General features: G+C 39.1%; 16 protein-coding genes, 1 tRNA gene and 1 other annotated feature. Of the genes, 15 read left to right on the forward strand and 2 right to left on the reverse strand.

The window, feature by feature from the left end; genetic code table 11:
- Positions 1-24 precede the first annotated feature (24 nt).
- The 14 genes from AB2B47_RS00185 to pyk all read left to right on the forward strand — a co-directional run bounded on the left by AB2B47_RS00185 (position 25) and on the right by pyk (position 16,167).
- The gene (locus AB2B47_RS00185) at positions 25-1,248 is read left to right on the forward strand and encodes an FtsW/RodA/SpoVE family cell cycle protein (RefSeq protein ID WP_320693357.1); all 1,224 of its coding nucleotides are present in this window, start codon (positions 25-27) and stop codon (positions 1,246-1,248) included.
- Between the two features lie 10 nt (positions 1,249-1,258).
- Positions 1,259-1,807, forward strand: a complete 549-nt coding sequence (locus AB2B47_RS00190; RefSeq protein WP_006152534.1) for a DJ-1 family glyoxalase III — start codon at positions 1,259-1,261, stop codon at positions 1,805-1,807.
- Positions 1,808-1,917: 110 nt separating this feature from the next.
- Positions 1,918-2,481, forward strand: a complete 564-nt coding sequence (locus tag AB2B47_RS00195) for an HAD family hydrolase (RefSeq protein WP_025170368.1) — start codon at positions 1,918-1,920, stop codon at positions 2,479-2,481.
- Between the two features lie 14 nt (positions 2,482-2,495).
- Positions 2,496-4,442 carry a DNA topoisomerase (ATP-hydrolyzing) subunit B gene (gyrB, locus tag AB2B47_RS00200; protein ID WP_320693358.1) on the forward strand — a complete coding sequence of 649 codons (1,947 nt, stop codon included), beginning with the start codon at positions 2,496-2,498 and terminating at the stop codon, positions 4,440-4,442.
- An 80-nt stretch (positions 4,443-4,522) separates the two neighbouring features.
- Entirely contained in the window at positions 4,523-6,250 is a 1,728-nt protein-coding gene (ezrA, locus tag AB2B47_RS00205) for a septation ring formation regulator EzrA (protein WP_320693359.1), read from the forward strand.
- 115 nt (positions 6,251-6,365) lie between these two features.
- Positions 6,366-7,760, forward strand: a complete 1,395-nt coding sequence (pgdA, locus tag AB2B47_RS00210) for a peptidoglycan-N-acetylglucosamine deacetylase PgdA (RefSeq protein ID WP_006152516.1) — start codon at positions 6,366-6,368, stop codon at positions 7,758-7,760.
- A gap of 87 nt (positions 7,761-7,847) precedes the next feature.
- Positions 7,848-7,978, forward strand: a sequence feature (ribosomal protein L20 leader region).
- A 15-nt stretch (positions 7,979-7,993) separates the two neighbouring features.
- Entirely contained in the window at positions 7,994-8,524 is a 531-nt protein-coding gene (gene infC / locus AB2B47_RS00215; RefSeq protein WP_004253871.1) for a translation initiation factor IF-3, read from the forward strand.
- A 33-nt stretch (positions 8,525-8,557) separates the two neighbouring features.
- Positions 8,558-8,758 carry a 50S ribosomal protein L35 gene (gene rpmI / locus AB2B47_RS00220; RefSeq protein ID WP_001125942.1) on the forward strand — a complete coding sequence of 67 codons (201 nt, stop codon included), beginning with the start codon at positions 8,558-8,560 and terminating at the stop codon, positions 8,756-8,758.
- Positions 8,759-8,807: 49 nt separating this feature from the next.
- A complete protein-coding gene (gene rplT / locus AB2B47_RS00225; RefSeq protein WP_000124834.1) occupies positions 8,808-9,167 on the forward strand; it encodes a 50S ribosomal protein L20 in 360 nt (119 codons plus the stop codon).
- Positions 9,168-9,223: 56 nt separating this feature from the next.
- Positions 9,224-9,604 (forward strand): lactoylglutathione lyase, encoded by a 381-nt coding sequence (gloA, locus tag AB2B47_RS00230; RefSeq protein ID WP_004253875.1) that lies wholly within the window; start codon positions 9,224-9,226, stop codon positions 9,602-9,604.
- Positions 9,605-9,813: 209 nt separating this feature from the next.
- The gene (locus AB2B47_RS00235) at positions 9,814-10,248 is read left to right on the forward strand and encodes a hypothetical protein (protein WP_006152527.1); all 435 of its coding nucleotides are present in this window, start codon (positions 9,814-9,816) and stop codon (positions 10,246-10,248) included.
- 157 nt (positions 10,249-10,405) lie between these two features.
- Positions 10,406-13,507, forward strand: a complete 3,102-nt coding sequence (locus AB2B47_RS00240; RefSeq protein WP_320693360.1) for a DNA polymerase III subunit alpha — start codon at positions 10,406-10,408, stop codon at positions 13,505-13,507.
- A gap of 81 nt (positions 13,508-13,588) precedes the next feature.
- Positions 13,589-14,596, forward strand: coding sequence for a 6-phosphofructokinase (pfkA, locus tag AB2B47_RS00245; protein ID WP_004253883.1), 1,008 nt, complete (start codon positions 13,589-13,591; stop codon positions 14,594-14,596).
- 65 nt (positions 14,597-14,661) lie between these two features.
- On the forward strand, positions 14,662-16,167 hold the full coding sequence (gene pyk, locus AB2B47_RS00250) for a pyruvate kinase (protein ID WP_006152520.1): 1,506 nt from the start codon (positions 14,662-14,664) through the stop codon (positions 16,165-16,167).
- Positions 16,168-16,477: 310 nt separating this feature from the next.
- Here the strand turns inward: pyk and AB2B47_RS00255 are convergent.
- Both AB2B47_RS00255 and AB2B47_RS00260 read right to left on the reverse strand, forming a co-directional pair.
- Positions 16,478-16,550: transfer RNA gene (locus tag AB2B47_RS00255), tRNA-Thr, on the reverse strand.
- Positions 16,551-16,656: 106 nt separating this feature from the next.
- Positions 16,657-17,406 (reverse strand): lysophospholipid acyltransferase family protein, encoded by a 750-nt coding sequence (locus tag AB2B47_RS00260; protein WP_320693361.1) that lies wholly within the window; start codon positions 17,404-17,406, stop codon positions 16,657-16,659.
- A gap of 131 nt (positions 17,407-17,537) precedes the next feature.
- Between AB2B47_RS00260 and AB2B47_RS00265 the strand changes: the two genes are divergently transcribed.
- Positions 17,538-19,874 carry a cation-translocating P-type ATPase gene (locus AB2B47_RS00265; RefSeq protein WP_320693362.1) on the forward strand — a complete coding sequence of 779 codons (2,337 nt, stop codon included), beginning with the start codon at positions 17,538-17,540 and terminating at the stop codon, positions 19,872-19,874.
- Positions 19,875-19,968 lie beyond the last annotated feature (94 nt).

Here is a 19,968-nt window from a genome sequence, read left to right on the forward strand (position 1 = left end):
CTGAAAGAATGAAGGAGGCCTTTTATGAAACGTTCTCTCGACTCTAGGGTCGATTATAGTTTAATATTACCAGTATTTTGTTTGTTGGTGATTGGAGTTGTAGCTATTTATATAGCAGTTAGTCATGACTACCCAAACAATGTTTGGCCCATACTTGGACAACAACTGGCTTGGATATCGCTAGGGATTGTTTTTAGCTTCATAGTCATGTTTTTTAACACAAAATTTCTCTGGCAGTCCACACCTTATTTATATGGACTCGGTCTAGCCTTGATGGTCTTGCCTTTAGTCTTCTACAACCCGAGTTTAGTAGCTGCAACTGGTGCGAAAAACTGGGTGTCAATCGGTGGTTATACACTCTTTCAACCTTCCGAATTCATGAAGATATCCTATATTTTGATGTTGGCATACGTTATCGTAACCTTTACCAAGAAACATAAAGACAAAGAACGAACGATTGGCCTAGATTTTCTATTGATTTTGTGGATGATCGTTTTCACGATGCCAGTTATGGTTTTACTAGCCTTGCAAAGTGACCTTGGAACAGCTATGGTTTTTGTTGCAATCTTTGCAGGACTTGTCTTATTGTCTGGTGTTTCTTGGAAGATTATTATTCCAATTTTTGTAGCAGTTGTGTCCGCGATTGCAGGCTTCCTAACAATCTTTATCACAAAAGACGGGCGTGCCTTTATGCACCAAATTGGGATGCCAACTTATCAGATAAATCGTATCCTTGCTTGGCTTAATCCCTTTGATTACGCCCAAACGACTACCTATCAACAGGCGCAGGGTCAAATTGCGATTGGTAGCGGTGGAATTTTTGGTCAAGGCTTTAATGTGTCTAATCTCCTTATTCCAGTCCGCGAGAGTGATATGATTTTCACAGTAATTGCGGAAGATTTTGGATTTATTGGTTCAGTTGTAGTGGTTGCACTATACCTACTGCTCATCTATCGTATGTTAAAGATTACCCTAAAATCCAATAATCAATTTTATACCTACATCTCAACTGGATTTATCATGATGCTCTTGTTCCATATCTTTGAAAATATAGGTGCGGTTACTGGCCTTCTTCCTCTGACAGGGATTCCTTTGCCCTTTATTTCTCAAGGGGGATCAGCTATTATCAGTAATCTTATTGGTATAGGTTTGCTGTTATCGATGAGCTACCAAACTCATTTAGCTGATGAAAAGAGTGGCCGAACAAGATTCAAACGTAAAAAAGTTGTACTGAAGAAAGTGAAATAAGGAGGTCGCTATGCCTAAAGTTGCAGTTATCCTAGCAAATGGCTTTGAAGAAATTGAAGCTTTGACTGTCGTAGACGTCTTGCGTCGCGCAAATATCACCTGCCATATGGTCGGATTTGGTGAAAAAGTGACAGGTTCACATGCCATTCAAGTTCAAGCCGATCGAGTGTTTGATGGAAATTTATCAGAGTATGATATGATTGTCCTTCCAGGAGGTATGCCTGGTTCTGCCCACTTGAGGGACAATGAACAATTGATCACTGAACTTCAAAAATTTGAGAAAATCGGTAAAAAGGTAGCAGCCATCTGTGCGGCTCCAATTGCATTGAATCAGGCAGGTCTACTAGAAGGTAGAAACTTCACCTGCTATGATGGAGTCCAGGAACAAATTGCTAACGGTCACTACCATAAAGAAACAGTCGTAGTGGATGGAAATGTTATCACTAGCCGTGGGCCAGCAACAGCTTTAGCCTTTGCTTACCACTTGGTTGAAACATTGGGCGGAGATGCTGAGTCTCTAAGAAATGGCATGCTCTACACAGACCTATTTGAAAAATAATGAACAAACTGAGGAGAATCTTTCTTGATGGAGAAGATTCTTCTCTTTTTTAATGGCAAAAACCAAGGTAAACATCGCTTTTTTTTATAAAAAATGGTATAATGAAGGGTATGAAATATCACGATTACATCTGGGATTTAGGTGGAACCCTGCTTGATAATTATGAAACTTCTACAGCAGCTTTTGTAGAAACATTAGCAGAGTTCGGGATTGAGCAGGAACACGATAGTGTTTACGAGGCTTTGAAGGTTTCGACTGCCTTTGCCATCGAAAAGTATGCTCCAGCTATTGAAAACTTTCTTGAAAAATATAAGGAAAATGAAGCCCGAGAGCTTGAACATCCAGTTTTGTTTGATGGGATTCCTACTCTTTTAGAAAATATTTCGGACCAAGGTGGCCGTAACTTCTTGGTTTCTCATCGAAACGATCAAGTATTGGAGATTTTAGCGAAAACTGAGATAGCTCTTTACTTTACAGAAGTAGTGACGGCTAGTTCAGGTTTTAAACGCAAGCCTGATCCTGAATCGATGATTTATTTACGTGATAAGTATCATATAACGTCAGGTCTAGTCATTGGTGACCGTGCCATTGATGTAGAAGCAGGACATGCTGCAGGCTTAGATGCCTATCTCTTTGAGGATGTTGTGTCCTTAAAACAAGCAATAGACATGTAAGAAAAAGGGGAAAAATGACAGAAGATATTAAAAACCAACAGGCACAAGATTATGATGCCAGTCAAATTCAAGTTTTGGAAGGTCTGGAAGCTGTTCGTATGCGTCCAGGGATGTATATTGGTTCAACTGCCAAAGAAGGTCTTCACCACCTAGTATGGGAAATCGTAGATAACTCTATCGACGAAGCCTTGGCTGGATTCGCTAGTCATATCGAAGTTTTTATTGAGCCAGATGATTCGATTACAGTTATTGACGATGGTCGTGGAATTCCAGTTGATATCCAAGAAAAAACAGGACGTCCTGCCGTTGAAACAGTCTTTACTGTTCTTCACGCCGGAGGTAAATTCGGCGGTGGCGGATACAAGGTATCTGGTGGACTCCATGGTGTAGGGTCATCGGTTGTAAATGCTCTTTCTACTCAGTTGGATGTTCGCGTTCATAAAAATGGAAAGATTCACTACCAAGAATACCGTCGTGGATATGTTGTTGCAGACCTTGAGGTGATCGGGGATACGGATAAAACAGGAACAATCGTTCACTTTACTCCAGACCCAGAAATTTTTACAGAAACAACGACATTTGACTTTGATAAATTAAATAAACGGATTCAAGAGTTAGCCTTTTTGAATCGCGGTCTTCAAATCTCCATCACGGATAAACGTGAAGGGCTTGAACAAACCAAACATTATCACTACGAAGGTGGGATTGCGAGCTACGTTGAGTACATCAATGAAAACAAGGATGTTATTTTTGAAAACCCAATCTACACAGATGGTGAAATGGATGACATTACAGTAGAAGTTGCTATGCAGTATACAACGGGTTACCATGAAAATGTCATGAGTTTCGCTAACAATATTCATACCCATGAAGGTGGGACACACGAACAAGGTTTCCGTACAGCATTAACTCGTGTTATCAATGACTATGCTCGTAAAAACAAACTTCTAAAAGATAACGAAGATAACCTAACAGGTGAGGATGTCCGTGAAGGATTGACAGCCGTTATCTCTGTGAAGCATCCAAACCCTCAGTTTGAAGGACAAACTAAGACCAAACTTGGAAATAGTGAAGTTGTGAAGATTACCAATCGCCTCTTCAGCGATGCATTTTCTGACTTCCTTTTGGAAAATCCACAGATTGCTAAGCGAATCGTTGAAAAAGGGATTTTGGCTGCCAAAGCGCGTGTTGCTGCCAAGCGTGCGCGTGAAGTTACACGTAAGAAATCTGGTTTAGAAATTTCAAATCTTCCAGGAAAATTAGCGGACTGTTCATCAAACAATCCAGCTGAAACTGAACTTTTCATCGTCGAAGGAGACTCTGCAGGAGGTTCTGCAAAATCAGGACGTAATCGTGAGTTCCAAGCCATCTTACCAATTCGTGGTAAAATCCTTAACGTTGAAAAGGCAACTATGGATAAAATCCTTGCTAATGAGGAGATTCGCAGTCTTTTCACAGCTATGGGAACAGGATTTGGCGCTGAGTTCGATGTTAGCAAAGCTCGCTATCAAAAACTGGTTATCATGACAGATGCTGATGTCGATGGCGCCCATATTCGTACTCTCTTGTTAACTCTGATTTATCGTTATATGAAACCTGTTCTAGAGGCTGGTTATGTTTATATCGCTCAACCACCAATTTACGGTGTCAAAGTTGGTAGTGAGATTAAAGAGTATATTCAACCTGGAGCAGACCAAGAAATCCGCCTACAAGAAGCCCTAGCTCGCTATAGCGAAGGTCGTTCTAAACCAACCATTCAACGTTATAAAGGTCTTGGAGAGATGGATGACCACCAACTTTGGGAAACTACTATGAATCCTGAACATCGTCTCATGGCTCGTGTATCAGTAGATGACGCTGCAGAAGCAGATAAGATTTTTGATATGCTCATGGGTGATCGAGTAGAACCACGTCGAGAATTTATCGAAGAAAACGCTGTTTACAGTACTCTTGACGTATAAAAATATTGGGAAATAGTTCCCAAGGTTTGAAAAATATGATATAATCATTACAATTGTGTCATGTATAAAAGGAGTTTGATATGTCAAATAATCAGTTGATTATTACTTTGATTGGAATTGCAGTCCTGCTTCTTATTGCTTTTGCAGTAGCAATTTTGCTACGTAAACGAAATGAGAGTAGACTTGCAGCTTTAGAAGAAAAAAAAGAAGAACTATATAACCTTCCTGTTAATGATGAGGTAGAGGTTGTAAAAAACATGCATCTGATTGGTCAAAGTCAGGTTGCTTTTAGAGAATGGAATCAAAAATGGGTAGATTTGTCTCTGAACTCTTTTGCAGATATCGAGAATAACCTCTTTGAAGCTGAAGGATACAATAACTCATTCCGTTTTTTGAAAGCTAAGCACCAGATTGATCAAATTGAAAGTCAAATCCAACTTGTTGAAGAAGATATTGCAGCAATTCGTAATGCCTTGTCTGAGTTGGAAAAACAAGAGTCAAAAAATAGTGGACGTGTTCTGCATGCCCTAGATTTATTTGAGAAACTACAAAACACTGTAGCTGAAGATCCTGAAAAATATGGTCAAGCTCTTCCAGAAATTGAAAAACAATTGGAGAACATCCAATCTGAGTTTTCTCAATTTGTAACTTTGAATTCATCAGGGGATCCGGTTGAAGCAGCAGGGATTTTAGATAACGCTGAAAATCATATTTTGGCTTTGACACATATCGTTGAAAGAATTCCAGCGATTGTCACTAAGCTTACTACTGAATTGCCAGAACAACTTGAAGATTTAGAAGCAGGTTACCGCAAGCTTTTAGATGAAAACTACCATTTTGTAGAAACTGATATCGAATCTCGTCTTCAACTTCTCTATGAAGCCTTGAAGAATAATCACGAAAATATCCGTACATTGGAGTTGGATAATGCAGAGTATGAAAACACTCAAATCCAAGAAGAAATCAATGCACTTTATGATATTTTTACACGTGAAGTTAAAGCTCATAAAGCTTTTGAGAAATTGGTAACTACCCTTCCTACCTATCTTAAACACTTGAAAGAAAACAATCAGGTACTGGTTAAAGATATCGAACGTCTTGGGAAAACCTATTTGATTTCAGAAAGCGATGTGAATCGAGTTCGTCGTCTTCAAGCTGATATCTCAGCCTTGAATGCTACTATTGAAGAAATGACTCATGCAGAGTCAGAAGTTTCAGAAGCATATTCTGTCTTACAAGAACGTTTGGAAAATCTCCAATCTACATTAAAAGATATCGAAGATGACCAAATCGGTGTTAGCGAGCGTCTCGTTCAGATTGAAAAAGATGACATCAATGCTCGTCAAAAAGCAAATGTATATGTCAACCGTCTGCATACGATTAAACGCTACATGGAGAAGAGAAATCTTCCAGGAATTCCACAAAAATTCTTGAAGCTCTTCTTTGATGCAAGTCACAGTACAGAAGACTTGATGGCTGAGTTGGAACAAGCGCAAGTGAATATCGAATCTGTTAATCGTATCCTTGAGATTGCGACAAATGATATGAATATGTTGGAAGAAGAAACATACAGTATCGTTCAAAATGCAACATTGACAGAACAATTGCTTCAATATTCGAACCGTTACAGATCATTTGATGATCGTATTCAACAAGCTTTCCAAGAAGCTTTGAATATCTTTGAAACAACATTTGATTACCAAGCATCTTTCGAAAAAATCTCTCAAGCATTAGAAGTTGCTGAGCCTGGTGTTACCAATCGCTTCGTTACTTCTTATGAAAAAACAAGAGAAAGTATTCGTTTCTAATTTATAAAAGAATCCTAGATTTTTCTAGGGTTCTTTTACTTTTCTTTACCTATTTTAAATATTTTTATGCCATGTTTTCATTGAAATTATAGTTCATATTTGATATGATAAGACTATGACAAAAAAGAGATTACCCCAGAATAAAGTAAAGAAGAAAAACAATAAAAAACTTGGCATTCTTGTCTTGCTTTTGTTTTTCACAATGATAGCACTCGGTGGTGTGGTTGCCTATAAAGTGCTGAATAAACAAGCCTTTGAACAGAAGATTGAGAACCTCAAGAAGGAAAAAGATGACGCCTACTCCCAAGGAAGTCAAAAAGAGCATTTCCGCAAAGAGAAATCTGAAATTATCACCTATTATCCACTAGTTGGAGACAGCCTTATTTCCTCTGTCAAAGATATCATCGTAAAAGACATCACTGACAAAGTAGAAGGTAAAGAACAGTTGTTTTTTTATTACTCAGAAAAAGGGGATTCCTCTTTAACTGGGGTTGAAAATCGTTTGATTAAAAAACAGGCCTATGACTTGGCAAATTCTAATGTCGTTGAATTAGAAAATACTACTTTAGACCAGCTGTATCTGAAAGAGGATGGCTCTATCTTTACCTTGGATCAATTCTTTACAGACCCATCCACAGCCAAAGAAAAAGTCCTTGAGGGAGTTAAGTCAACTCTCCAAGATAAAAAAGTAGATCAATCAGTTGTTGACCAAGTTTTAGCTGATTTCTCAGCTGCAGAATTGTCAAGCTGGAAGTTTGCTTACAAAGATAGTCAATTGGTTCTATATCCAGTCAAAGCAATGACTAATGTAGAAGAAATAGCAATGCCTATTTCAGATTTCTTTGATTATATTCAAACATCCTATCTAACAGAAAAAGATGCTGAACTTTATAAAAAAGTTCAAGCGGAAAAACATAAAAAAGTGGTAGCTCTTACCTTTGATGATGGTCCTGATGGTAATACAACACCACAAGCCTTGGATATCTTAGCTAAGTACAAAATCAAAGCAACCTTCTTTGTCCAAGGGAAAAATATTGCAGGTAATGAAGCTATCCTCAAACGTATGCAGGCTGAGGGGCATGAAGTCGGAAATCATAGTTGGAACCATCCAGTTTTAACACAACTCTCATTAGAAGATGCTAAGAAACAAATTACGGATACAGAATCAGCAATCACTAGTGTTCTCGGAAAGAGTTCAAAATTGATGCGCCCACCATATGGTGCCATCTCAGATGATATCCGTAATAGTCTTGATTTGAGCTTTATTATGTGGGATGTCGATAGCTTAGACTGGAAGAGTAAAAACGAAGCAGCCATTCTAACAGAAATTCAACGTCAGACGACTGATGGTTCTATTATATTGATGCATGATATTCACCAGACGTCAGTAAATTCACTACCAAAGGTTATTGAATATTTGCAGGGACAAGGGTATAGCTTTGTTACAGTCTCTGAGTTACTAGGGAATCATGTGAAACCACATGAGATATACTATTCTCGTAACCAATAGTTGAAATTAAATTCAAATATTAGAAAAAATTAAAAAAGATTATTTTTATCTTGACAAGTAGGGAAAAACTTGATATCATATACAAGATGAGAAAAGCAGAAGTGAGAACTTCTCGCCTTGCGACTAACGTTGTCTGGCCCCTACAGATCAAGTTTCAGAAATGAACTATAATCATGTAGAGCGGATTTGCGTTAGCAAGTCCGCTCTTGTTTTTCTCTAAAATAAAAAAAGAGGTGAAAACCATAGCAAAGCAAGACTTATTCATCAATGATGAAATTCGTGTACGTGAAGTTCGCTTAATCGGTCTTGAGGGCGAACAATTGGGTATCAAACCACTTGGTGAAGCGCAAGCACTTGCGGACGACGCTAATGTGGACTTGGTTCTCATTCAACCTCAAGCTAAACCTCCTGTTGCGAAAATTATGGACTATGGTAAGTTCAAATTTGAGTACCAGAAGAAACAAAAAGAGCAACGCAAAAAACAAAGCGTTGTGACCGTGAAAGAAGTTCGATTGAGCCCAGTTATTGATAAGGGTGATTTCGATACGAAACTTCGCAGTGCTCGCAAGTTCCTTGAAAAAGGGAACAAAGTGAAGGTTTCCATTCGCTTTAAGGGTCGTATGATTACCCATAAAGAGATTGGAGCAAAAGTTTTAGCCGATTTCGCTGAAGCAACTCAAGATATTGCTATCATCGAACAACGTGCTAAAATGGATGGTCGTCAAATGTTCATGCAGTTGGCCCCAGCAACTGACAAGAAATAATCTGTCAGAAAGTTAAAAAAAGGAGAAAATATCATGCCAAAACAAAAAACACACCGCGCATCAGCTAAACGTTTCAAACGTACAGGTTCTGGTGGACTTAAACGTTTCCGTGCTTACACTTCTCACCGTTTCCACGGAAAAACTAAGAAACAACGTCGTCATCTTCGTAAAGCATCTATGGTGCATTCAGGAGATTTCAAACGTATCAAAGCAATGCTTACTCGCTTGAAATAATCGCGTATTTGTAAGTTAACAATTCTAGGAAATATTGGAGGAAATATAAATGGCACGTGTTAAAGGTGGCGTTGTATCACGCAAACGTCGTAAACGTATTTTAAAATTAGCAAAAGGTTACTATGGAGCTAAACACATCTTGTTCCGTACTGCAAAAGAACAAGTAATGAACTCTTACTACTATGCATACCGTGACCGTCGTCAAAAGAAACGTGACTTCCGCAAATTGTGGATCACACGTATCAATGCGGCAGCTCGTATGAACGGACTTTCATACTCACAATTGATGCATGGTTTGAAATTGGCTGAGATCGAAGTAAACCGTAAAATGCTTGCTGACTTGGCTGTTAACGATGCAGCAGCTTTCACAGCTCTTGCAGATGCAGCTAAAGCAAAACTTGGTAAATAATTATTCACAAGACTGGTGCAAATTTGTCCCAGTCTTTTTTAAACAAAGGAGAAAAAATGGCTTCAAAAATGTTACACACTTGCTTGCGGGTAGAGAATCTTGAAAAATCAATTGCTTTTTATCAAGATGCTTTTGGATTTAAGGAATTGCGTCGTCTGGACTTCCCAGAACACGCTTTTACCATTGTTTATCTAGGTCTTGATGGCGATGATTATGAATTGGAGTTGACTTACAACTACGATCATGGACCTTATGTTGTAGGTGACGGTTTTGCGCACATCGCTCTAAGCACACCTGACCTTGAGGCTCTTCATAAAGAACATAGCGACAAGGGTTACGAAGTGACAAATCCAAATGGACTTCCAGGAACTCAACCAAACTATTACTTTGTTAAAGATCCAGATGGATACAAGGTAGAAGTGATTCGTGAAAAATAATAAAAACTCCTCATTTGTCAAATTGAGTTAGACAATCTCACCTGACTCAGAAAAACTTGATAGGGAGTGGTGTAGGTCATTTATGTTAGTTTCTTTCAGACAAATGTGTGCGTTTATCTGAGACTAACATAGATGGCTTTTTCTATCTAGCTTAATGTGACAAATTGGGATATAATAAAAATAACTTAACAAATTAGTGGGAGAAAAAAATGTCAGATCAAAATCTAAATGTAGAGCTTAACAAAGAAGAAGATAAACTAATTGTAGAAAATAATTCGGTGGAAGCTATGAAGAATGGTCCAAAAGCAGTCAAGAAACCTTCGGCTCTTCTATCTTTCTCATTTTATTTGGCACTTACCTATATTCTTCTATTTATAACTCTTGCTTTATTTACTGCTCCATGGGGAATTGTATTCTTGATTTTTCTAGGTCCTAATTTAATTGCTTACGCTATAGCAACTTTTTTAACTAGGATAGGAATCAAGAAAGTAAATAGAAAGTTCTTGTATGCGAGTGCAGGATTTTATTTACTTTCCGGACTTTTAGCATTCGACCCGGATTGGCAGATGTTTAGGGTTTTTCCCTATCTCTCACTAGTCCTAGTTCTAATCGGGATATTTTTAACGAAAGATACAAGTAACTAAGTTAAAAAAGCTAGGCGCAACTCTTCTTCGAACTTATTTCATATCATAAAACCATAGCCTTTAAGGCTGTGGTTTTTTAGTTTCATGATTAGAAAGAAATTGTGTTTCTATTTTTTAAAATGGTATAATAGAAAAAGAAAAAGGGAGGTGAGAAAGAATGATTGCCCAACTGGATACGAAAACTGTCTATAGTTTCATGGAGAGTATGGTTTCAATCAAGAGATATGTCAGCCTTGGAAAAGAATATGGCTATTCATCACTTGGAATCATGGATGAAGATAATCTCTATGGAGCCTATTATTTTATCAAAGAATGCCAAAAACAAGGAATTCAGCCTTTATTAGGCCTTGAGATGACAGTTCATCATAAAGATGAATGGATAAATCTACGTTTTTTAGCCCTGTCAAACCGAGGTTATCAAAACCTGATGAAGTTGTCGTCTCTAAAGATGACAGGTAAAAAAGAATGGACTGATTTTTCTTCTTACCTAGAGGATATTTGTGTTATTGTTCCCTATTATCCTGAAATTGCTGGTTTAGATTTAGGGCATGACTACTATATCGGAGTGTATCCAGATACACCTCAATCCAATTTTTCTCAACCAATTCTCCCTCTTTATCGTGTTAACTCTTTTGAACCTGAGGATTTAGAGACTCTTCAAATGCTCAAGGCGATCAAGGAAAATGTGACCTTACGAGAGGTTGATGTCCAATCTCAACAAGGCTTGTTTTTGCCTGCTGAACGTCTTGAACAGGTTTTTCTAGAGAAGTTCCCAATCGCACTGGATAATCTTGCAAGATTAATCAAGGATACCTCCTACGAGATTGATAGTAGTCTCAAGCTTCCACGTTTCAATCCAGAAAGACCTGCTGTTGAGGAACTTCGGGAAAGAGCTATCAAGGGCTTGGAAGAGAAAGGTTTACTAGATTCAGTCTATCAGGAACGTTTAGAAGAAGAACTGTCTGTGATTCATGATATGGGATTCGATGACTATTTCTTGGTTGTCTGGGACCTCTTACGTTTTGGTCGTTCCCAAGGTTATTATATGGGAATGGGACGCGGATCCGCAGTTGGAAGTTTAGTGGCCTACGCTTTAGATATTACTGGAATTGATCCTGTTGCTAAAAATCTTATCTTTGAGCGTTTCTTGAATCGTGAACGTTACACCATGCCAGATATTGATATTGATATCCCAGATATCTATCGCCCTGAGTTTATTCGCTATGTTCGTGACCGTTATGGTAGTATTCATGCTGCTCAGATTGTCACTTACTCGACCTTTGGAGCCAAGCAGGCCATCCGAGATATCTTCAAACGTTATGGTGTCCCTGAATATGAATTGACGACTATTACAAAAAAAATTGGTTCTAAAGATACTCTAACGACAGCCTATGAAGGCAATCTAGGTTTTAGACAACTCATTCAAAGTAAGATTGAGTACCAAAAGGCCTTCTCTATTGCTAAAAAGATAGAAGGTTATCCACGACAGACTTCCATTCATGCAGCTGGTGTCGTTATCAGTGACAAAAATCTAACAGACTACATTCCTCTCAAGTATGGAGAGGATATGCTCATTACCCAATATGATGCGCATGGAGTTGAAGGAAATGGCCTGCTCAAGATGGATTTCTTGGGCCTACGAAACTTAACCTTTGCTCAAAAAATGCAGGAGCTCTTATATGAAACTCAAGGTATTTCACTAAGAATTGAGGATATTGATCTTGAAGATAAGGCAACCTTAGCCCTCTTTGCTGCAGGTAAGACCAAGGGAATCTTTCAGTTTGAACAACCTGGAGCCATACGCTTATTGAAACGAGTGAAACCACAAAATTTTGAAGAAGTAGTGGCGACGACTTCCTTGAACCGACCAGGTGCGAGCGACTATATCGATAACTTTGTTGCCAGAAAACATGGTAAAGAAAAGGTTACGGTTCTAGACCCTGTGCTAGAAGATATCCTAGCTCCGACTTATGGTATTATGCTTTACCAAGAGCAGGTGATGCAAGTAGCTCAACGCTATGCAGGTTTCAGTCTTGGAAAAGCCGATATCTTGCGTCGTGCTATGGGGAAAAAGAATGCGGCTGAGATGCATCGAATGGAGGAGAGTTTTATCCAAGGGGCCCTCGAAAAAGGGCATGGACAAAAACAGGCTCAAGAAGTTTTTGCTGTAATGGAAAAATTTGCCGGTTATGGTTTTAACCGTTCGCACGCTTATGCATATGCTGCCTTAGCTTTTCAGCTTGCCTACTTTAAAACACATTTTCCAGCAATCTTCTATCAGGTCATGCTCAATTATGCTAGCGGAGATTATATTCTAGATGCGCTTGAAATGGGCTTTGAATTAGCTCCACTTTCTATCAATACGGTTCCATATCAAGATAAGTTAGCTGATAAGACAATTCATTTAGGACTCAAGACTATCAAGGGAATGCCTCGTGATTTTGCCTACTGGATTATCGAGCATCGTCCATTTAGCAGTGTTGAAGATTTTATCACACGATTACCCAAAAATTATCAAAAGATTAGCCTCTTAACCCCTTTAGTGGAAGTAGGTCTTTTTGATGGATTTGATAAAAATCGTCAAAAAATATTAACCAATCTACCAACTCTCTTTATCTTTGTAGAAGAATTAGGTAGCCTCTTTGCAGATTCTAGCTATAGTTGGACAGATACAGAGGACTTTTCAAATATTGAAAAATTCCAAAAAGAGCAGGATTGGTTAGGTGTTGGAATTAGCCAACACCCATTGCTGGTTTTAGCGAAGAATCCTTTGTATCCAATTGTGAGTTTATCTGAGCTTTCCGAGGGACAGACAGCTACAGTGCTCGTTGAAATTCAGTCTATCCGAGTGATTCGAACTAAAAAAGGTGAAAACATGGCCTTTTTGAAAGTTACTGATAGTAAAACAAGTCTGGAGGTCACTGTTTTTTCTGAACAATACCGCAAATTTAAAAATCTTTTGCACGAAGGAAGTTTCTATTACCTAAATGGGAAAGTGCAAGCCAGAGATGGTCGTCTTCAATTAGTTTTAAATAATTTAAAAGAGGCAGTGAGTGAGCGTTTTTGGATTCAAGTTCCTAATCATGACCACGATGCTGAAATTTATCATATTTTAGATCAGTACAAAGGACAAATTCCTGTTGTCATTCGTTATGAAAATGAACAAAAAAATATTCTTTTGCCTGGTTATTTAGTTGCAAAAGACGCTGGCTTACAAGAATCTTTAAAACAGATTGTCATGAAAACGATTTATCGTTAAAAATCAATGAAAATAAAAGAATTTTAACTTTAAATATGGTATAATCAGTTAGAATGTTAAAAGAAAAAGGAGCAAAACCAAATGAAACGTATTGCTGTTTTGACTAGTGGTGGGGACGCCCCTGGTATGAATGCTGCCATTCGTGCAGTTGTTCGTCAAGCAATCTCAGAAGGAATGGAAGTTTTTGGTATCTATGATGGATACGCTGGTATGGTTGCTGGTGAGATTTATCCACTTGATGCTGCTTCAGTAGGAGACATCATTTCACGTGGTGGTACTTTCCTTCACTCAGCTCGTTACCCTGAGTTTGCAAAACTCGAAGGTCAACTTAAAGGGATTGAGCAATTGAAAAAACACGGTATCGAAGGTGTCGTGGTTATCGGTGGAGACGGTTCTTATCATGGAGCTATGCGCTTGACTGAGCATGGATTCCCTGCTATCGGACTTCCAGGAACAATCGATAACGATATCGTAGGTACTGACTTTACAATCGGATTTGACACTGCAGTAACAACTGCAATGGATGCAATCGATAAGATTCGAGATACATCATCAAGTCACCGTCGTACTTTCGTTGTTGAAGTAATGGGACGTAACGCTGGTGATATCGCTCTTTGGGCAGGTATCGCAACAGGTGCTGACGAAATCATCATCCCTGAAGAAGGCTTCAAATTTGAAGATATCGTAGCAAGCATCAAAGCTGGATATGAACACGGTAAAAAACACAACATTATCGTTTTAGCAGAAGGTGTCATGTCAGCAGCTGAATTTGGTCAAAAACTAAAAGAAGCTGGCGATACAAGTGACCTTCGTGTTACAGAACTTGGTCACATCCAACGTGGTGGTTCACCAACTGCTCGTGACCGTGTATTGGCATCTCGTATGGGCGCACACGCTGTTAAACTCCTTAAACAAGGAATCGGTGGTGTTGCTGTCGGTATTCGTAACGAGAAAATGGTTGAAAATCCAATTCTTGGAACAGCAGAAGAGGGAGCTTTGTTTAGCTTAACAGCTGATGGTAAGATCGTTGTCAATAACCCTCATAAAGCTGACCTTGAACTCTCTGACTTGAACAAGAGCTTGTCATAATCAACTTTAACTAATCTGGTAAAATGACCATAAAAGGTCGAATTATATAAAGGAGTCACAAAATCATGAACAAACGTGTAAAAATCGTTGCAACCTTAGGTCCTGCGGTAGAAATCCGTGGTGGTAAAAAATTTGGTGATGATGGGTATTGGGGTGAAAAACTTGACGTTGAAGCTTCAGCACAAAACATTGCTCAATTGATCGAAGCTGGAGCTAACACTTTCCGTTTCAACTTCTCACACGGTGACCACCAAGAACAAGGTGACCGTATGGCAACTGTTAAACTTGCAGAAAAACTTGCAGGTAAAAAAGTTGGTTTCCTTCTTGACACTAAAGGTCCAGAAATCCGTACTGAATTGTTCGAAGGCGATGCTAAAGAGTACTCTTATACAACTGGTGAAAAGATCCGTGTTGCTACTAAACAAGGAATCAAATCAACTCGTGAAGTGATTGCTTTGAACGTTGCTGGTGGTCTTGATATCTACGATGATGTTGAAGTTGGTCGCCAAGTATTGGTTGACGATGGTAAATTGGGTCTTCGTGTTGTAGAAAAAGACGACGCAAGTCGTGAATTCGTTTGTGAAGTTGAAAATGACGGTGTGATCGCTAAACAAAAAGGTGTGAACATCCCTAACACTAAAATTCCTTTCCCTGCTCTTGCTGAACGTGATAACGCTGATATCCGCTTCGGTTTGGAACAAGGTATCAACTTCATCGCAATCTCATTCGTACGTACTGCTAAAGACGTGAACGAAGTTCGTGCAATCTGTGAAGAAACTGGTAACGGTCACGTTCAATTGTTCGCTAAGATTGAAAACCAACAAGGTATCGATAACTTGGATGAAATTATTGAAGCTGCTGACGGTATCATGATCGCTCGTGGTGACATGGGTATCGAAGTACCATTCGAAATGGTTCCAGTTTACCAAAAAATGATTATCACTAAAGTGAACGCTGCTGGTAAAGTTGTTATCACTGCAACAAACATGCTTGAAACAATGACTGAAAAACCACGTGCAACTCGTTCAGAAGTATCAGACGTATTTAACGCTGTTATCGACGGAACTGACGCAACTATGCTTTCAGGTGAGTCTGCAAACGGTAAATACCCACTTGAGTCAGTAACAACAATGGCTACAATTGACAAGAACGCTCAAACTCTTCTTAACGAATACGGACGTTTGAACTCAGATACTTTCGAACGTAACTCTAAGACAGAAGTTATGGCTTCAGCTGTTAAAGATGCTACTAACTCAATGAATATCAAATTGGTTGTTACCCTTACTAAGACTGGTCACACAGCTCGTTTGATTTCTAAATACCGTCCAAATGCTGATATCTTGGCATTGACATTCGACGAATTGACAGAGCGTGGATTGATGTTGAACTGGGGTGTTATCCCAATGTTGACTGAAGCTCCATCATCAACTGATGACATGTTTGAAATTGCTGAACGCAAAGCAGTTGAAGCAGGTCTTGTACAATCTGGTGACGATATCGTTATCGTTGCAGGTGTGCCACTTGGCGAAGCTGTTCGTACAAACACAATGCGTATCCGTACAGTACGTTAATCTAACATTAAAAACCTATCATATCAGGCTTTACAGCTTGTATGATAGGTCTTTTTTTGTTTCATAAGGTCCAGAACCCTATTGGTTTAAGAAAAGAAAAAACTCTCTGGAAAAACCAGAGAGTGTGAGAGGCATCTCCATGTGAGAAACTGGTTCACACAATTTCTCAAGGTCCGCTCCTGCGTTATGACCTCCTTTGCGCAATTGTAGCTTTCGCTACATATCGACTCATCGCAGACTTTATTTTACTATAGAGCCAATACTTTGTCAAGAAAAAAAACAGCTCCCCAGATAGGAACTGCTGAATTGATGCTAATTGCCGGGATCGAACCGGCGACCTCATCCTTACCATGGATGCGCTCTGCCTACTGAGCTAAATCAGCTTACTTTGAAAGTATACTATAGATTTAAGCTTTTGTCAATATGCTAATTAGTATGCTAACTCATTGGAAAAGCCCAAGTAATAAACTTGGGCCTGTGAAAATTAGACTATTGTAATTGCTCTCTCTTTTTATCTGGGTTCCAAACAAAACTTGCAACAAAGGTAAAGAGGATTGTCAAAATTCCGATTATAATTGCTAGAATCAAGGCAGGGATACGGATGACCCACCACAGTGGATTTGGCTTTTTATTGTTGTGCCACTGTTTTGTTTCCTCATCCAGGCGTTGAAATTCAGATTGGATGCGGTCTGCAACCATCTCAATTCCCTCATCATTCATCTTTTTAATATCTGAGATATCAATCGGATTTCCGAAGTTCATATCAATACGTTCACGGCTGACAAGCCCTTTTAGAGTCATAGGACCAGTATAGGTAACAGGCATGATACGAACCTTAGCCATCTTTGCGATGAGGGCTACACCACCCTTAACATCATTGGAATGACGACTACCACTAGGAAACATAATCAGTGAGCGATTGCTCTTTTTAAGAACATTAATTGGATATTTGATAGCAGAAGAACCTGGGTTATCACGGTCGATAGGGAAAGCACCACACATGCGAATCCACCAACCAAAGATGCGATTTGAAAAGAGTTCTTTTTTTGCCATAAAGACAAATTGCTTTGGTTTTGTTGCAAAAGCCATATAGACTGGATCCCACCAGGTACGGTGTGGCGCAACAAGGATATAGTTTTCATCTAAACTTGGAATTTTTTCAGTATTGTGAAAGTGAGCGTTTCCATTGATTGACCATAGAATCAACATAACCAGCCCACGCAGATAAGTATAAAACATGATGTCTCCTTCAGTTCTCTTTCTTTTATTATACCTTATCATACTAGGACAGGCAAATGTTTTTTGTTTAGGCGGAATAGCTTTTTATATGAAATTAGAAATATTCAAAAAAAAATGATATGATAGAATTTATGGATAAAAATAAAATTATGGGATTAAGCCAATCAGAAGTCAAAGAACGTCAAAAACAGGGACAGGTCAATGATTTCCAAGCTTCAGCTAGTACTAGTACATGGCAGATTGTGAAGAGAAATGTCTTTACTTTATTCAATGCTTTAAACTTTGCCATTGCCCTAGCTCTCGCCTTTGTTCAAGCCTGGAGCAACCTAGTTTTCTTTGCGGTTATCTGCTTTAATGCATTTTCTGGGATTGTAACCGAGCTACGTGCCAAACATATGGTTGATAAACTCAATCTCTTGAATAAAGAAAAAATTACGACAATTCGTGATGGACAAGAGATAGCTCTGGATCCTGAGGAGCTTGTTTTGGATGACGTGATTCGCTTGTCAGCAGGAGATCAGATTCCAAGTGATGCCATTGTATTAGAAGGTTTTGCAGAAGTCAACGAAGCCATGTTAACGGGTGAGAGCGACTTGGTGCAAAAAGAAGTAGAAGACTTAATGTTGTCGGGTAGCTTTCTTGCAAGTGGCTCTGTCTTTGCTCAGGTACATCATGTTGGGGCGGATAACTATGCTGCTAAACTCATGCTTGAAGCTAAGACAGTCAAGCCAATAAACTCTCGTATCATGAAATCGCTAGACCAGTTAGCCGGCTTTACTGGGAAAATTATCATTCCTTTCGGTATTGCTCTCTTGCTTGAAGCCTTGGTCTTAAAAGGTCTGCCACTCAAGTCTTCTGTAGTCAATTCATCTACAGCTCTTTTAGGAATGTTGCCTAAAGGTATCGCGTTACTTACTATAACTTCGCTTTTGACCGCAGTGATAAAATTAGGACTTAAAAAGGTTTTGGTGCAGGAGATGTATTCTGTTGAGACCTTGGCGCGTGTGGATATGCTCTGCTTGGATAAGACAGGGACCATCACCCAAGGGAAGATGCAGGTTGAGACGGTCCTTCCTCTTACTCAAGCTTACGACAAAGATGCCATTGCCAAAATACTAACTAGTTATATGGCACACAGTGAGGATAAAAATCCAACAGCTCAAGCTATTCGAAAGCGTTTTGCGGGAGAGGTAGCTTATCCGATGATTTCTAGCCTTCCATTTTCAAGTGATCGAAAATGGGGAGCAATGGAGTTGGAAGGTCTAGGAACTGTTTTCCTAGGCGCACCGGAGATGTTGTTGGATGCTGAAGTTCCTGAAGCTAGAGAAGCTCTTGAACGAGGATCTCGTGTCTTGGTGTTAGCGCTCAGTCAAGAAAAACTTAACCATCACAAGCCACAAAAGCCATCTGATATTCAGGCTTTGGCTTTACTTGAGATTCTAGATCCGATTCGAGAAGGTGCTGCTGAGACGCTAGACTATCTTCGTTCTCAGGAAGTGGGATTGAAAATTATCTCTGGTGATAATCCAGTCACTGTTTCAAGTATTGCCCAAAAAGCAGGTTTTGCAGACTATCAGAGCTATGTAGATTGTTCGAAAATTAATGATGAAGAATTGATAGCCATGGCTGAAGAAACAGCCATTTTCGGACGTGTCTCGCCTCATCAAAAGAAACTCATCATCCAAACTCTGAAAAAAGCAGGACATACTACAGCAATGACAGGAGATGGTGTCAATGATATTCTAGCTCTGCGTGAGGCAGACTGTTCCATTGTTATGGCTGAAGGAGACCCAGCAACTCGTCAGATTGCAAATCTGGTCCTCTTGAATTCAGATTTCAATGATGTTCCTGAGATTCTCTTCGAAGGTCGTCGTGTGGTCAATAATATTGCCCACATTGCTCCGATTTTCTTGATTAAGACAATCTATTCCTTCTTGCTAACAGTTATCTGTATTGCCAGTGCTTTGTTGGGACGTACTGAATGGATTTTGATTTTCCCATTCATTCCGATTCAGATAACTATGATTGACCAGTTCGTGGAAGGATTCCCACCGTTTGTATTAACTTTTGAACGAAATATCAAACCTGTGGAACAAAACTTCCTCAGAAAATCCATGCTTCGAGCTTTACCAAGTGCCTTGATGGTAGTTTTTAGTGTTCTCTTTGTTAAAATTTTTGGAACCAGTCAAGGCTGGTCAGCCATTGAGATTTCGACACTTCTGTATTATCTATTGGCATCGATTGGTTTCATGTCTGTAGTTAGAGCTTGCTTGCCATTTAGCCTGTGGCGTGTGTTATTGATTATTTGGTCAGTTGGAGGTTTCCTTGGAACAGCTCTATTCCCAAGAATCCAAAAATTGCTTGAAATTTCAACACTTACAGGTCAAACATTGCCTATCTATGGCATTATGATGCTCGTCTTTATTGTGATTTTCATACTGACAAGTCGTTATCAAGTTAAAAGATAAAGAAAGACTGCAATCCATGATTGCGGTCTTTTTTAGGTGCAGGATTGCCAGATAAAATATGGTATAATAAAGGGAAATAGAGTTTTTGAAAGTG

Source organism: Streptococcus wuxiensis (genome assembly GCF_040888245.1).
Classification (GTDB): Bacteria; Bacillota; Bacilli; order Lactobacillales; family Streptococcaceae; genus Streptococcus; species Streptococcus wuxiensis.

Bases quoted from the DNA above. Each gene is read 5' to 3' on its own strand.
- ezrA (WP_320693359.1), top strand. From the start codon at position 4,523: ATGTCAAATAATCAGTTGATTATTACTTTGATTGGAATTGCAGTCCTG.
- pgdA (WP_006152516.1), top strand. From the start codon at position 6,366: ATGACAAAAAAGAGATTACCCCAGAATAAAGTAAAGAAGAAAAACAAT.
- AB2B47_RS00190 (WP_006152534.1), top strand. From the start codon at position 1,259: ATGCCTAAAGTTGCAGTTATCCTAGCAAATGGCTTTGAAGAAATTGAA.
- pyk (WP_006152520.1), top strand. From the start codon at position 14,662: ATGAACAAACGTGTAAAAATCGTTGCAACCTTAGGTCCTGCGGTAGAA.
- gloA (WP_004253875.1), top strand. From the start codon at position 9,224: ATGGCTTCAAAAATGTTACACACTTGCTTGCGGGTAGAGAATCTTGAA.
- AB2B47_RS00235 (WP_006152527.1), top strand. From the start codon at position 9,814: ATGTCAGATCAAAATCTAAATGTAGAGCTTAACAAAGAAGAAGATAAA.
- rpmI (WP_001125942.1), top strand. From the start codon at position 8,558: ATGCCAAAACAAAAAACACACCGCGCATCAGCTAAACGTTTCAAACGT.
- AB2B47_RS00265 (WP_320693362.1), top strand. From the start codon at position 17,538: ATGGATAAAAATAAAATTATGGGATTAAGCCAATCAGAAGTCAAAGAA.
- rplT (WP_000124834.1), top strand. From the start codon at position 8,808: ATGGCACGTGTTAAAGGTGGCGTTGTATCACGCAAACGTCGTAAACGT.
- AB2B47_RS00195 (WP_025170368.1), top strand. From the start codon at position 1,918: ATGAAATATCACGATTACATCTGGGATTTAGGTGGAACCCTGCTTGAT.
- AB2B47_RS00185 (WP_320693357.1), top strand. From the start codon at position 25: ATGAAACGTTCTCTCGACTCTAGGGTCGATTATAGTTTAATATTACCA.
- gyrB (WP_320693358.1), top strand. From the start codon at position 2,496: ATGACAGAAGATATTAAAAACCAACAGGCACAAGATTATGATGCCAGT.
- AB2B47_RS00240 (WP_320693360.1), top strand. From the start codon at position 10,406: ATGATTGCCCAACTGGATACGAAAACTGTCTATAGTTTCATGGAGAGT.
- pfkA (WP_004253883.1), top strand. From the start codon at position 13,589: ATGAAACGTATTGCTGTTTTGACTAGTGGTGGGGACGCCCCTGGTATG.
- AB2B47_RS00260 (WP_320693361.1), bottom strand. From the start codon at position 17,406: ATGTTTTATACTTATCTGCGTGGGCTGGTTATGTTGATTCTATGGTCA.